The following is a 13,934-nucleotide window of genomic DNA, read 5'->3' on the forward strand; positions in this document are numbered from 1 at the left end:
AGGCGCGCTGTTCAAGCGCGAGAGATACAAAGCTCGCTGCGGCGGCCAAACGCATCGCGGGCGTACACCGCATAACGCGCGCCCTCTGGCGGCGACATATGCAGGAATGCCGTCGAGATCAGCGGCACGGGACTGACCTTTTCAAAAGCCTTGCCGTCGGTGCTGGTGAGGACATCGTAGAAGATGGCCGGGCTGATATCGCCGGCAGCCCAGAACAGCATGCGCTCCTCCCGGCCGCCGAGGCCGAGGTAACGTTCGACGACGAGACCGGTTGGCGCGGCCGGGGGCGCACCTGTGTCGGGCACGACAAGCACCTGCGTCAGCGACGGCAACGGCAAGTCCAGATCGACGCTGACCCGGCCTTCGTCGCAGGCGATGACGCTGATCGGATGCAGTAAGGCCGGCTCCTGGGCGCGGCGCAGGTCGGCAAATTGCGCCTCATCAGGTTCGGGCGGAGCGCCGACCGGCTCGAAGGGGCCGCGCGGATTGTTTTCGTCGCGCTGGGCCTCCCAGACCTCCATCGGATTGGTGAACTCCTCGTCGATCCGCAGCAGGCAAAGCGCGTGGCGGCCGGGAACCAGCCCGTTGACCTCGAGGCGGACGGCAGTCCGGCCCGAACGGTTGATGGAGTCGACGCTGTGGATGAGGCTGATGGAAACGCCGCCGCCCGGCAGCCGTGTCGGCAGGATCGCCAGGCCATCCTGGTCGGGCGTCAGCACCGGTTCGGCCGTCACCCTGCAGACGGTATCGCCGAGCGTTGCCAGCAGTTCCATGGCTGTCAGGCCGGGCTTTTTGATGATGTCGAAGGGCGGCGCACGATCGACATCCGTGACCAGCATGGCGAGATCGGTCTTGTGCTCCCACTGCGCCTTGGTGAAATTGCGCGAACCGAAATAGGCAAAGATCGTGCGCTGGCTCCAGCCGCCGATAAAGGCATGATCATTGCTGAGGAAGGTGAAATTCGCCGCTTTCGGGGCGATGATGCGCCGGTCGTGCTGTTCGATGATGCGGGCGATGATACCGGCGTAATAGGCTTTGCCGTGCCAGCTATGATGATCGCTCCAGCCGAGCTGCGGATCGCATTCGTCGTTGACGATCGGCAGGCCCGCAAGCCGCGGATGATGCTCCTTGAGATAATCGACGACGAGAAGCGTGCGATCGACGATGGCGTTGGTTTTCGGGGTCAGGTCATCCTTGCTGCCGTTGACGCCCTTTTCGTGGATCGAGATGTAATCGATGCGCGGCGGGCCGTCCCCGCTCAGGCAACTCGTACCGCTGTCGCAATGGGCCATGAGAGCGCGAAAGATCGGCGAGAGCGTACGGGCGGTGCCGGGTCCGCCCATCGGCAGCCCGGGATCGATGGCGTCGAGCCCAGCGACGCAGGCGTCGTAATAATTGGTGTAGCCCTTGATGCCATAGGTCCACCAGCCGGAATCGGCCTCATTCGTCGTTTCGAAATACCATGTGCGCAATTCGTCCATGCCGTAGCGGGCGCCATAGCGCTCCACCGTCACCGTCACGAGATCGCGCCAGCGCTTGACCTGGTCCATGTCCTCGTAGTCGGTGAACAGGCCCGACGGGTTGCCCATCAGCTCGAAAAACGGCTTCAGCCGATGTTCGATCATCACGTCGAGAGCGCGGTCAAGCAGCGACCAGTCGTAGCCGCCTGCGTCGCTGGTCGAGCGCAGCAGGTTGTAGAGGTAGTGGACGCGCAGGAACCTGATGCCTTCGTTCGGCAGGCCGCCGATATAGGCGAGCATCTGGCGCATCTCGGGTTCGAGCAGCAGCTCGGCAGGCGAAAAGCCGGTGCCGCGCCAGAACCGCTCGAAGGGGCGCACCGTTTGGCTGGCATCAACGTTTATTCGCGTCCGTTCACGCATGGATCGTCTCTCCTTGGGCGGAAATCTGTCCGTGCCCCGCAAAGCCGGCACGGGAGGTCAAGAGCCTGATTATTTGAACTTTTCACGCATCGCATCGATGCCGGGGATGGTTTTGGTCAGATGCTGATGGGCGGGATCGAAGCGCTGGATCAGCCCGCGGCGATGCTTGCCGACAAGAATGGTGAAGATATAGCCGCGATGGCCGGGCGACGTGACGGTCGGGTGGTAGCCACGATCGACCAGGACAGTATCGCCGTTGCGGGTCATGAGGATCTTGACCGGACCGTCGTCGTCATAAGTAATCTGGCTGCCGAAGCCGGTTTCGGGCTGGAAGCGGTAGTGATAGAGCTCCTCGTGCAGGGTCTCGGCATCGCCGTCTTCCGTATCGTGCTTGTGGGGAGGATAGCCTGACCAGCAGCCCTCGCCGGCATAGAGCTCGCTCACCAGGAGGTTGCCGCAGCGGCCGTTCTGCCGTTGCCCAAGCAGGTGGACGATCCGCCGCTGGCTATGCGTGTCGGGCGAGCCGACATTGACCGCGTCGACCTCCTCGGGCGTGACCCGGAACGGGGCGTAGCGCGTCTCGCAGAGGCCGCCGGCGATCGCAATTTCCGCCGGGCCGCCACGGGCCGATATCCGGACATTGACGTCGACGGGCGCGTAAACCGAGTCCGCATCGCCTCCCCAGATATCGGCTCGCCGGCCCACAGCTTCGAACGTGATCTCATCCACCTCGATATCCACCTGCCCCGACAGCACGACGTAGAGGCTTTCGTGCAAGGGCAGCCGCCGCGTGTCCCGACCATCGGCCGGAAGCGCGAGGAGGTCGAAGTAGATGAGATCGAGCGTCCTGGAGGAGGTATCCACAATGGGACGCTGCTCGGAGCGTGGAATGAATTCGGGCATCAATTGAACTCCGGAACGGTACGATCGGTGAAAGGATTGAGGGTCAGGGATTCGGCGTGGTGACAGGCCACTTCGTGTCCATCGACGGTGACGGTACGCAACGCCGGCAGCTCCTGCCTGCAAAGCTCGGTGGCGTAGCGGCAGCGCGGATGAAAAGCACAGCCGGGAGGCGCATGCGCGGGGTCGGCAACCTCGCCCGCCAGCCGGATGCGCCGGCCGTGGCGGCGCATCCTCGGATCGGCGATTGGCACCGCCGAGAGCAGCGCTTCGGTATAGGGATGGAGCGGACGCGAAAAGATCTGCTCCGTCGGCGCCTTTTCGACGACTCGGCCCACATACATGACGGCGATATTGTCGGAGATGTGCCGGACGACCGAGAGGTCGTGGGCGACGAAGAGATAGGTCAGGCCGAACTGTTCCTGAAGATCCTGCAGCAGGTTGATGGTTTGCGCCTGCACGCTGACATCGAGCGCCGAGACGGCCTCATCGGCGATCACCAGCCGCGGATTGGACGCCAGCGCCCGGGCAATGCCGATGCGCTGGCGTTCGCCGCCGGAGAAGGCATGCGGATAGCGGCGCATATATTCAGGCCGCAGACCGACGCTCTGCATCAGCTCGGCGACCCGGTGCTCGAGTTCCCGTCCCTTGGCGATGCCGTTGACACTCAGTACTTCGCCGATGATGTCGATCACGGGAAGGCGCGGATTGAGCGAGGATTGCGGATCCTGAAACACGATGCGCAGGTCCCGATGGATTTCCTTGAGGGCGGGGCCTGAGAGTGCCGCGAGATCCACCGTGCCGCCGCTGCGGTCGCGATAGCGGATTTCTCCGCTGGTCGGCCGATAGATGCGCAGGACGGTGCGGGCCAGCGTGGACTTGCCGCAGCCGGATTCCCCGACAATGCCGAGTGTCTCGCCATCTTCGACGCGAAGCGAAACGCCGTCGACCGCCTTGACATGCCCGACCACCTGCCGGAATGCACCCTTGCGGATCGGGAAATGCATCCTGAGATCGTTCAATTCGAGCAGCGGGCTTCGTTGCATCTTGGGATCGGCCATCATTGTCTTGCCTCGTAAAGCAGGCAGCTGGCGACATGCCCGTCGCCGATGGCGACGGGTTGCGGATTGCTTCGATCGCACAGGCCCGCCCTCGCCTCTCTGCATCGCGGATGAAAGCTGCAGCCCTCGGGCCGGTCGAAACGCGAGGGCACCATGCCCTCGATGATCGCGAGCCGTTCGGTCGGCTGGCCATGCATGCGCGGCACCGATTGCAGCAGGGCCTCGGTGTAGGGGTGGGCGGGTGCATGGAAGATCGTGTCGACATCGCCCGCCTCCACCACCCGGCCGACATACATGACGACGACTTCGTCGGCGATTTCGGCCACGACGCCGAGATCATGGGTGACGAACAGCACCGAGAGCCCGAATTCGGCCTGCAGCGAGGCCAACAGGTCGAGGATATTGGCCTGGGTGGTTACATCGAGCGCGGTGGTCGGTTCGTCGGCGATCAAGAGCTTGGGACGGCAGGCGAGCGCCAGCGCAATGCAGACGCGCTGGCGCATGCCGCCGGAGAACTGGAAGGCATAATTTTCCATGCGCTCGGCCGGCCTGGGAATGCCGACCAGCGCCAGCGTCTCGATCGCATGTTCGCGCGCCTCCTTCTTTCCCATCTTGAGATGCAGGCGGATCACTTCCATCATCTGGTTGCCGATCGTATGAACGGGTGAAAGTGCGGCCATCGGCTCCTGGCTGATCAAGCCGATCTGGGCGCCGCGGATTGCCCGCATGTCGCGGCCGCGCGGATCGAGCGAGGCGAGATCAATGGCGGGTGCGGCCGGATCGGGCCGATAGCGGATCGCACCTGAGACGATCCGCCCGCCCCGCGGAACCTGGTTGAGGATCGAGCGGCCGGTGATGCTCTTTCCCGAACCGGATTCGCCGACGACACAGACCGTCTTGCCGCGGGGGATGGAAAAGGAAACACCGTCGACCGCCCGCACCGTGCCCGCACCGCCGAAGAAGTGGGTCCTGAGGTCATCGACCTCAATCAGGGCGTCGCGATCGGCATGCCCACCGCCGGCCGCGGCGAAATTGGAATTAGTATTCATAGGGATCTGCAGCATCGCGTAATCCATCACCAAGAAAATTGAGGGCGAGCACGGTGACGATCACCGCAAGACCAGGAAGAAACAGCCATGGCGCGCTCGAGACCGCGAGAATGTTCTGCGCCTCCTGAAGCAGCACGCCCCAGCTCACCACCGGCGGACGCAGGCCGATGCCGAGGAAGGAGAGCGCGGTTTCGGCAAGGATCATCGTCGGGATGGCGAGCGTCACCGAGGCGATGATATGGCTCATGAAGGAAGGAACCATGTGCCGCCAGATGATGCGCATTCGCGAACAGCCATCGAGATGGGCGGCGATGACAAAATCCTCAGTCTTCAACGACAGGAACCGTCCGCGCACAACCCGCGCGAGGTCGGTCCAGCCGATCAGCGACAGGATGACCGTGATCCAGAGATAGACCAGGATCGGATCGGCGCTGATCGGAACGGCAGCCGCAAGCCCCATCCACAGCGGGATGGTCGGGATCGAGTTGATGAGTTCGATGCAGCGCTGGATGACATCGTCCACCCAGCCGCCATAGAGCCCGGAGATGCCGCCGAGGATAATGCCGAGTATGAGGCTGATCGTGACCCCGATCAGCCCGACGGACATAGACACGCGGGTGCCGTGCACCGTCCGGCTGAAGACGTCGCGACCCAGACGGTCGGCGCCGAACAGGTAGAATGGCTTGCCGGCCTCGATCGGGCCGATCAGGTGCCGGTTGAGATCGAACAATCCCCAGAGCCGATAGGGTTCGCCTTTGACGAAGAAACCGACGGGAATGACGACAGCCGGATCAGGCACGTAATTGCGGCTGAGCGCGATCGGGTCGATCGTCATCGAATAGCCGTTGACATAAAGCGGGTGGAATCCGCCCGCCGCGTCGTAGCCGGCGAACCTCAACTGCTGGGGCGGCGCATAGGTGTAGCGGGAATCGTAGGTCTGCGATGAAACCGGGGCGAGAATCTCGGCAAACAGGGCGACAAGGTAGATCAACAGAATGACGAGGCCGGCGGCCAGCGCCAGCCGGTGGCGACGGAAGCGCCGCCAGATGAGTTTCCACTGGCCGGCAACGGCGTCGGAATTGCGGACGGGTTCAGGCGATAGCGCGATGGCTTGATCGGTCATATCTATCGTCCTTCAGCCGTTACGGATGCGGGGATCGAGCCAGGCGAGCAGCAGGTCTGAGATCAGCGTGCCGATCAGGGTCAGCATGCTCATCAGCAGGATGAAGGTGCCGGCCAGATACATGTCCTGGGCAAACAGGGCATTGAGCAGGAGCGGCCCGGTGATCGGCAGGCTGAGAACGATGGAGACCACCACCGAACCCGAGACGAGGTGCGGCAGCACCCAGCCGACTGTGGAGACGAAGGGGTTGAGCGCCACCCGCACCGGATATTTCAATAGCAGCCGGATTTCGCCCAGGCCCCGGGCCCGGGCCATGTCGACATAGGGCTTGTTGAGCTCGTCGAGCAGGTTGGCACGCATGATGCGGATCAGCGCCGCCGTGGCGCCGGTTCCGAGCACGACGACCGGGATCCACATATGCGAAATCAGGTCGCCGAGCTTGGCCCAGCTCCAGGCCGCGTTGATATAAGTGGGTGAAAACAGCCCGCCGACGCTCTGGCCGAAATACTGCGACGAGACATACATCAGCACCAGCGCCAGCAGGAAGTTCGGAATGGCAAGGCCGAGAAAGCCGAAGAAAGTGGCGAAGTAGTCCCCCACCGAATATTGCCGTACGGCGGAATAGATGCCGATCGGAAAGGCCACCGCCCAGACGAAGAGCAGCGTCGTGACCGAGACCACCATCGTCATGCCCATGCGGGCCCAGATCAGCTCGCTGACCGGCTTGTTCCAATCGAGGGACTGGCCGAAATCGCCGCGTAGCAGGATGCCGCTGATCCATTTCCAGTATTGGACCGCCCAGGGCTGATCGAGGCCATAACGTTCGCGCAGGCCCGCGATGACGCCGGGATCGATGGTTTCGTTCTGGGAGGCCAGACGCGCGGTCATCGCGGTCAGGAAGTCGCCGGGCGGCAACTGGATGATGATGAAGGTCACGACCGAGATCGCGAACATCATCGGGATCATGTACAGCAGACGTCTGATGATGAAGCCGGCCATGTTCAAGCTCCTTCAATCGGCAGTGGCCGATCGGACTGGGGGATTGGGTGGGGCTGGTCTTGGTGGAATGGCGCCTGCGGACGCCATTCCGGCCGATCATGTGTCTTATTGCTGGTAGTAGAAGGTCTCGGGCTTCGCCGGTCCCGGCGTCATGTAGAACGACGTGCTGGGGATGACCTTGGGGACGTTGCGCATAGCGGTCTTGACGATGCCGACGCGGTCCGGCTCCAGGTTGGTGCCGATGACGTAGAATTCGTCACGCGTGATCGCCAGCAGTTCTTTCATCGCTTCAAGCTGCTTTTCGAGCGTCGGGGCTTCCTGCACCTGCCGATAGAGATCCATCTGCTTCTTGGCGGCTGGGCTCGGCTCCTCAGCGTTCGGATCCTTGGGGTTCTGGTAGTAGAGGCCCCAGGCTGTCGCGAAGCTTGATTCATACTCATGCGGGAAATACCATTTGGGATCGAGCAGGCCGAGGATATCGTAGCCCCCGCCGCCGACCCAGGCGAGACCGTCATTCTCGTTGTTCTGCAGGCGGGAGAAGATCAGCGAACGCTCGGCCGGCCGGGGCTGCATGTCGATGCCGACCGCCCGCCAGTAGCGCTGGATCATTTCGAGCGCGTCGACCTGGATCGGGCTTCCGGTCAGCGCATCGATCGCAAAGGTGATCCGCTTGCCGTCCTGACCGAGGCGATAGCCGTCGCCGTCTTTTTTGCTCAGGCCGGCCTTGTCGAGATACTGGTTGGCGAGGTCGACGTTATATTCCAGATATTGCGTCGCCATTTTCTCGTCGTAGAGCGCGGTGCCTTCGCGGGGTGCCGCCTGATAGGGCTTGGCTTGTCCGGCATAGATCAGCTGGTTGAGCTCCTCGCGGTTGATGGCATAGCTGAGGCCGATGCGAAAATCCTTGTTGGAGAAGACGGCGCGCAAGGCCGGATTCTTGTGGGTCTCGTTCAGGGTGATCAAAAGGGCGTTCGACCATGCCGGCCGGGCGATGAACAGGCCGTAACCGGCCTTCTGCTGGTTCTGCACGATGACAGTGCGGGCGTCCGTCGTCTCGATGAAGCGGTTCTGCATGTCGATTTCGCCGCTGATCGCCTTCAGGATGATCGCCTGGGTATCCTGCATCACGTCGATGGTGATGCGATCGAAGTAAGGCAGCTGATTTCCTGAAGTATCCACCTTGGCATAATAGGGATTGCGTTCGGCGACGACCTGGGTGGTGCCGTTATAGGGCGCGGTCAGCACCCAGGCGTCGAGCGTCGGGCGGCCGAGATCACGCCAGCGGCCGGGGAAGCCGATCTTGTTGTTGAAGAGCTGGACCCAGTCGGTCGCGCCGGCCGCCTTTACCAGGGCGTCGACGCCGTCGGGATTGAAATCCTTGTGGAACTGCTTGAGGTAATGGGCCGGTGCGGCAGCGAGGATATCGGAACCGCGCACGGTCGCCATGTTCATCAGGAACAGGCCGTTCGGGGCAGCGAACTTGAAGACCACCTTGTCGTCGGCGAGCTTTTCGACCTTGACGGTCTGACCACCCGCGGTCAGCCAATCCGGCGCTGCAGGCGTGATCTTGGTGTTGCGCAGCACGTTCTCGTTCCACCACACCAGATCGTCGGCGGTGAAGGGCTCGCCGTCCGACCAACGCGTGCCTTCCCGCAGGGTGAACGTGTATTCGGTGGCATTCTCGTTGACCTCGACGCTCTTGGCGATGTCGGGGATCACCTCGGTCCATTCCGGATTCCAGCGGACCAATCTCGTATAGCCGATCGAACGTTCGATCTCGCTGTCGCCGCCGCCAAAGGTGGCCGTGCGCCAGGTGCCGCCATAGGTACCGACCGATTCAAGCGGCGTCAGCACCAGTGGCTCCTTGGGCAGCCGCTTTTCAACCGGCGGCAGCTTGCCGGCGTCGACCAGCGCCTTCAATTCCGGCGACTCCTGAAAGCCGAAAGCGGCGCCGGCCCAACCGACACCCATGAGGATCGCCGCGGCAACGGTCGAAACAACCTGCCGTCTTAGAATTCTGACGTGCTGCATTCTGTCCTCCCAACATTCTGCATAGGTTATCGTTAACGTATTTCCTCTTTTGCGAACGTTATCGTTATCGTAATCTCTTGTCAAAAAGATTCGTTCCGCCCGATACTCGACCCACAAGGCTTGGCTTTCTCGAAAATCCTGTTAGTTATCGTTATCGTAAATTCCCCGCCCTTCTCAGAGACAGCCGTTGAGCCGCCCCAAAGAACCAGACTCCAAAATAACCATCGCCGATGTCGCCCGCGCCGCAGACGTGTCGCCGATGACGGTATCGCGCGTACTCAACGGCCAGGGCGGCGCCAGCGCGGAAACCAGTCAACGCATCATTTCAGCAGCAAGCGAACTCAATTACCGGCCCAATCCCTTTGCGCGCGGATTGCGGTCCGACCGGTCGAAAACCATCGGCCTTCTGGTTCCAGACATCACCAATCCGTTTTTTCCCGAGGTCATCCGGGGGGCCGAGGATGCCGCGAGCGCCGCCGGCTACAATCTGCTTCTGGCCAATGTCGTCGAGAACAGCAAACGTGAGGAAGAACTCATCGAAACGCTGCTGCGGCATCGAGTCGACGGGATCATCGTCTGCAGCGCCCGACTGCCCGATGCGGCGCTTCATAAGGCGCTGGCGCCCCACCGCGCCGTGGTCCTCATCAACCGCGAGGCGCCCAACGAGATCGCCGGGACGATCGTCACCGACTACGAGACCGGGGCATCGCGTGCCGTCGATCATCTGGTCGAGCGCGGCCGCCGCAAAATCGCGATCGTCGCCGGGCCGCGCAGCTCGTTCGGCGGCAAGAGCCGTCTCGTCGGTTTCCGCAAGACGCTGGCGGCCCATGGGCTGAAGGCGCATGGCATCGTCTATTGCGATCCGACCGCGGCCGGCGGGCAGACGGCGGCCGCGCAGTTGCTGGCGGAAACGCCGGGCATCGATGCCCTTATCTGCTACAACGACCTCAATGCGATCGGCGCCATGAAGGCCTGCCGGGCAGCCCACATCTTGATCCCCGAGCAGATCGCCCTCATCGGCTTCGACGACATCCCGACGGCCGAACTGCTGTCTCCGGCGCTCACCACGCTGCGGGTGCAGAAACGGGAAATGGGAGAGGAAGCCGTGCGCCTGCTGCTCAGCCGCATCGCCACCAAGAACCGTCAGCACGGCATCGTCATCGTGCCCGAGCTCATCGTCCGCGAAACGACCTGATTCGACTATCAACAGGAGGAATATATCCCATGGATGGCGACAATCTGCATTCACTGGCCTTGCCCGAGGAGAAGAAGGCCTGGTTCGTCCACGAGCGGTTCGGCATGTTCGTGCATTGGGGGCTTTATGCCCTGCCGGCGCGCCATGAATGGGTTAAGAGCCGCGAAGAACTGAACGACGCCGACTACCAGAAATATTTCGATCATTTCGATCCCGATCTCTATGACCCGCGTGAATGGGCGAGACGCGCCAAGGCTGCGGGCATGAAATACGTGGTGCTGACGACCAAGCATCATGAAGGCTTCTGCCTCTGGGATACCAAGGCGACCGACTTCAAGGTGACCAACACGCCTTATGGCAAGGATCTGCTGCGCCCCTTCGTCGACGCCTTCCGCGCCGAGGGCCTGAGGATCGGCTTCTACTATTCGCTGATCGACTGGCATCATCCCGACTTCACGGTCGATCCGCGCCATCCGCAGCGCAATCATCCCGATGCGTTAGAGATCAACGAAGGCCGGGATATGCTCCGTTATGCCGCCTTCATGCGCGAACAGGTGCGCGAGTTGCTGACCGAGTTCGGGCAGATCGACATCATGTGGTTCGATTTCAGCTATCCGCAGTGGAAGCTCGGAGATTTGGTCGGAAAGGGCCATCGAGACTGGGAAAGCGAGAAGCTCGTGCGCATGGTGCGCGAGCTTGCCCCCGACATCATCATCAACAACCGGCTCGATCTCGCCGGTCTGCAGCCCGACATCGTCACGCCGGAACAATATATGCCGCGCGCCTGGCCGAAACGCGACGGCAGGCGCGTCGTCTGGGAAGCCTGCCAGACGCTCAGCGGCTCCTGGGGTTATCACCGCGACGAGGACACCTGGAAAAGCACGGAGCAACTGGTGCAGATGCTGGTCGGCACCGTTGCCATAGGCGGCAATCTGCTGATGAATGTCGGGCCGACGGCGCGCGGCACGCTCGACCACCGCGCAATATCAGCCCTTGCCGCCTATGAGGAGTGGATGGCGCTGCACGAGCGCAGCATCGTCGGCTGCACCCAATCCGACTTCACCGCCCCGCCCGATTGCCGCCTGACCCAGAACGGCGATCGCCTCTATATCCACCTCTTCAACTGGCCCTATAAGCATTTGCATTTCGATGCTTTGGCCGGGAAAGTCGAATATGCGCAATTCTTGCATGATGCCAGCGAAGTGACCTGGCTGCGCCCCTCCGCCAATACCTTATGGACGAACACCCAGTTCGCCGTCGCCGACGACGAACTGACATTCGTCCTGCCGGTGCGCCGACCCGGGGTCGTCGTCCCGGTCATCGAAGTCAAGCTTAAGGCCGGAAGCGCGCCCGCCATTCAGGATTAAGATGCAACGGCTTGGGCGGGCGAGGCATGGCGTCTGCTCAGGAGAACGGCTCGGTCGGCCCCGTCGCGGGATTGGTAAACCAGCGCGGTCCCTCGGCGGTCATGTAGATATGGTCCTCCAGCCGAATCCCGAATTTTTCGGGAAAGACGATCATCGGCTCGTTGGAAAAACACATGCCGGCGGCAAGTGGCGTGTCGTTGCCGCGAACGATGTAGGGCTCCTCGTGGATCTCCAATCCGAGCCCATGACCGGCGCGGTGCGGCAATCCCGGCAGGCGGTAGTCGGGGCCGAGGGAATGTTTGGCAAGTACCTTGCGGGCGGCATTGTCGAGGCTCGAGCAGGCGGCGCCGATCCGGGCGGCGTCGAAGACGGCCTGCTGTGCCTCGCGTTCGATCCACCAGGCGCGTTCAAAGGCGCTGTTGCCGCCCTCCAGCATGTAAGTCCGGGTAATATCGGAATGATAACCGTCGATCCGGCAGCCGGTGTCGACGAGGATGACGTCGTCACGGCCAAGCACCTGATCGCCGTCGGCGCCATGCGGAAGCGCGGTCGCGGCGCCAAACGAGACGATGCAGAATGTCGAGCCGGAATCGGCGCCGGCCTGGCGATGCCGGTGATCGATGAAATCGACCACTTCGGATGATTTGATGCCGGGTTTCAACAGCGCATGCACCTGCCTGTGGACGTCGAGCGTCAGGTTCATCGCATATTGAATGAGCGCGATCTCGGCAGCCGATTTGATCCGACGCAGATCGCGGACCAGCCGTCCGCCATCGACAAGCCTTCCGGCGCCCATCGCCGCGGCCAGGGCGTGATAGAAGAAAAGCGGCAACCCATCATCGAGGGCGAGCCTGCCGCCTTGGCCGACAAGGCGCGCGATGAGCGCAGCGCTGCTCTCCTCCTCTTCGCAGACCAGGATTTCCCCCGGCAGATGCGGCAGGGTTTCGACGCGGCTGCGCTCGAAACCCGGAACGATGTAGGAAACCGCCGTCGGCGTAACGAGGGCGCCGAGAAACCTTTCGCTCGGATGCCCGACGAGCCCGGTGAAATAACGCAGGCTTTCGGTCGGTCCGAGAAGCATGCCAGCCAATCCGTGGACTTCGATCACTTGCCGAAGCCTGCTGAGGCGGCGCTGCCGCTCCTCATCGGTTATGCGGGGTACGGGGTGCTGCCACGACATTTCGTTTTCCTGCTCTTGCTGTGCGTGCTGACGGGGCCGGCGAGTGTGGACAGCCGCTGCCGGTCTTACCCATCAGCGCTATTTCGTATCGGACCGGGCCAGGCTGTTGCGGCTGACCAGCGACGGTGTCTGGAGAATATGCTCGGATGCGGTGCGACCTTCAATTCTGGAAATGAGGGCCTGGGTGGCAACCTGGCCGAGTTCCCTGCCCGACTGATCGATGCTGGCGAGATTGACAAGGCCGAGGGCTGCGGTCGATGAATTGTCGTATCCGATGACGGCGAGGTCCTCGGGCACGCGCACGCCCATCTCCATCGCCAGGCTGAGAAGGGTGATGGCGTCGAGATCGCTCCAGCAGAACACGGCGCGCGGCCTGTCTTGCCGCGACAGGAATTTTCGCATCGCCTCTTCCCGCTTTGGCGAGGCCATGGGAATTTTGACGATCGGCCCCGGCGAGCCGAGCCCGCCGCGCTGCATCGCCCGGCGGAACCCGATCTCACGCTGGCGGACGACGGAAACCGCGTGCCCCTCGCGCTCGCCGAGGCTCAGCATGCCGATATCGCGGTAGCCGCAGGCAAACAGCGCTTCGACGGCGATCTCCGCCCCCCGCTGGTCGTCGGCATTGATGGTATCGAAGGCCGTGGCGCTGGCATCGTGGTAACCGACCGTGACGATCGGTACCTGAACCGCAAATTTTGCGAGGATCTCCGAGGGCAGCCGCGGCGCAACCAGGATAAGGCCGTCCATCTTGTAGTCGATCATCGACTCGATCAACGAGGTCTCCAGTTGCACGCGCGCATCGCTGACGCCGATCATCGCCTGATAGTGCGACGGCGCCAGCACCCCGTTCACGCCGGCGATCACGTCGGGCAGGAAGGGGTTGCGGATGTCGATCAGCAGCACGCCGATGGTGAAACTCTGGCCGCGCAATCCGCGCGCCGCCCGCGAGGGGCGATATCCGAGCTCCCCGATGGCCTCGGTAACCTTTGCGCGCAGCGCTTCGCTGACGCCGTAGGCGTTCCGCATCACCTTGGAAACCGCCGCGACCGATACGCCTGCATGCGCGGCCACCGTTCGGATCGTCGCGCGATCGTTTCGTTGCGGCTTGTGTTTGTCTTCGACTGACATGAAATCCCGGGCTTGCGGCTA

General features: G+C 62.6%; 11 protein-coding genes. 2 read left to right on the plus strand and 9 right to left on the minus strand.

Annotated features, from left to right (window positions below; genetic code table 11):
* Nucleotides 1–11: 11 nt before the first annotated feature.
* The 7 genes from HJB82_RS01550 to HJB82_RS01580 form a co-directional block, all read right to left on the minus strand.
* Entirely contained in the window at nt 12–1,880 is a 1,869-nt protein-coding gene (locus tag HJB82_RS01550) for a GH39 family glycosyl hydrolase (RefSeq protein ID WP_221139443.1), read from the minus strand.
* A 69-nt stretch (nt 1,881–1,949) separates the two neighbouring features.
* A complete protein-coding gene (locus tag HJB82_RS01555; protein WP_221114977.1) occupies nt 1,950–2,783 on the minus strand; it encodes a 5-deoxy-glucuronate isomerase in 834 nt (277 codons plus the stop codon).
* Nucleotides 2,783–3,841, minus strand: a complete 1,059-nt coding sequence (locus HJB82_RS01560; protein ID WP_221139568.1) for an ABC transporter ATP-binding protein — start codon at nt 3,839–3,841, stop codon at nt 2,783–2,785. The genes HJB82_RS01555 and HJB82_RS01560 overlap by 1 nt, the downstream gene beginning before the upstream one ends.
* Nucleotides 3,841–4,890 (minus strand): ABC transporter ATP-binding protein, encoded by a 1,050-nt coding sequence (locus HJB82_RS01565; protein ID WP_259673895.1) that lies wholly within the window; start codon nt 4,888–4,890, stop codon nt 3,841–3,843. The genes HJB82_RS01560 and HJB82_RS01565 overlap by 1 nt, the downstream gene beginning before the upstream one ends.
* Nucleotides 4,880–6,013, minus strand: a complete 1,134-nt coding sequence (locus HJB82_RS01570) for an ABC transporter permease (RefSeq protein ID WP_221139445.1) — start codon at nt 6,011–6,013, stop codon at nt 4,880–4,882. Before HJB82_RS01570 ends, HJB82_RS01565 begins: the two co-directional genes overlap by 11 nt.
* Nucleotides 6,014–6,025: 12 nt before the next feature.
* Nucleotides 6,026–7,012, minus strand: a complete 987-nt coding sequence (locus tag HJB82_RS01575; RefSeq protein WP_221139446.1) for an ABC transporter permease — start codon at nt 7,010–7,012, stop codon at nt 6,026–6,028.
* Nucleotides 7,013–7,117: 105 nt separating this feature from the next.
* On the minus strand, nt 7,118–9,043 hold the full coding sequence (locus HJB82_RS01580; protein WP_221139447.1) for an ABC transporter substrate-binding protein: 1,926 nt from the start codon (nt 9,041–9,043) through the stop codon (nt 7,118–7,120).
* A gap of 187 nt (nt 9,044–9,230) precedes the next feature.
* Between HJB82_RS01580 and HJB82_RS01585 the strand changes: the two genes are divergently transcribed.
* The gene (locus tag HJB82_RS01585; protein WP_207584873.1) at nt 9,231–10,238 is read left to right on the plus strand and encodes a LacI family DNA-binding transcriptional regulator; all 1,008 of its coding nucleotides are present in this window, start codon (nt 9,231–9,233) and stop codon (nt 10,236–10,238) included.
* Between the two features lie 29 nt (nt 10,239–10,267).
* Nucleotides 10,268–11,605 (plus strand): alpha-L-fucosidase, encoded by a 1,338-nt coding sequence (locus HJB82_RS01590; RefSeq protein WP_221139448.1) that lies wholly within the window; start codon nt 10,268–10,270, stop codon nt 11,603–11,605.
* 37 nt (nt 11,606–11,642) lie between these two features.
* Here the strand turns inward: HJB82_RS01590 and HJB82_RS01595 are convergent, their stop codons facing one another.
* Nucleotides 11,643–12,785 (minus strand): Xaa-Pro peptidase family protein, encoded by a 1,143-nt coding sequence (locus HJB82_RS01595; RefSeq protein ID WP_221114982.1) that lies wholly within the window; start codon nt 12,783–12,785, stop codon nt 11,643–11,645.
* A 78-nt stretch (nt 12,786–12,863) separates the two neighbouring features.
* On the minus strand, nt 12,864–13,913 hold the full coding sequence (locus HJB82_RS01600) for a LacI family DNA-binding transcriptional regulator (RefSeq protein ID WP_221114983.1): 1,050 nt from the start codon (nt 13,911–13,913) through the stop codon (nt 12,864–12,866).
* Nucleotides 13,914–13,934 lie beyond the last annotated feature (21 nt).

Origin of the sequence: Rhizobium sp. NZLR10, from assembly GCF_019685125.1 — a bacterium.
Classification (GTDB): Bacteria; Pseudomonadota; Alphaproteobacteria; order Rhizobiales; family Rhizobiaceae; genus Rhizobium.

What these genes read in the sequence shown, in the direction of transcription:
- HJB82_RS01590 (WP_221139448.1), top strand. Translation starts at nt 10,268, where the DNA reads ATGGATGGCGACAATCTGCATTCACTGGCCTTGCCCGAGGAGAAGAAG.
- HJB82_RS01575 (WP_221139446.1), bottom strand. Translation starts at nt 7,012, where the DNA reads ATGGCCGGCTTCATCATCAGACGTCTGCTGTACATGATCCCGATGATG.
- HJB82_RS01565 (WP_259673895.1), bottom strand. Translation starts at nt 4,890, where the DNA reads ATGAATACTAATTCCAATTTCGCCGCGGCCGGCGGTGGGCATGCCGAT.
- HJB82_RS01560 (WP_221139568.1), bottom strand. Translation starts at nt 3,841, where the DNA reads ATGGCCGATCCCAAGATGCAACGAAGCCCGCTGCTCGAATTGAACGAT.
- HJB82_RS01550 (WP_221139443.1), bottom strand. Translation starts at nt 1,880, where the DNA reads ATGCGTGAACGGACGCGAATAAACGTTGATGCCAGCCAAACGGTGCGC.
- HJB82_RS01555 (WP_221114977.1), bottom strand. Translation starts at nt 2,783, where the DNA reads ATGCCCGAATTCATTCCACGCTCCGAGCAGCGTCCCATTGTGGATACC.
- HJB82_RS01595 (WP_221114982.1), bottom strand. Translation starts at nt 12,785, where the DNA reads ATGTCGTGGCAGCACCCCGTACCCCGCATAACCGATGAGGAGCGGCAG.
- HJB82_RS01600 (WP_221114983.1), bottom strand. Translation starts at nt 13,913, where the DNA reads ATGTCAGTCGAAGACAAACACAAGCCGCAACGAAACGATCGCGCGACG.
- HJB82_RS01580 (WP_221139447.1), bottom strand. Translation starts at nt 9,043, where the DNA reads ATGCAGCACGTCAGAATTCTAAGACGGCAGGTTGTTTCGACCGTTGCC.
- HJB82_RS01570 (WP_221139445.1), bottom strand. Translation starts at nt 6,013, where the DNA reads ATGACCGATCAAGCCATCGCGCTATCGCCTGAACCCGTCCGCAATTCC.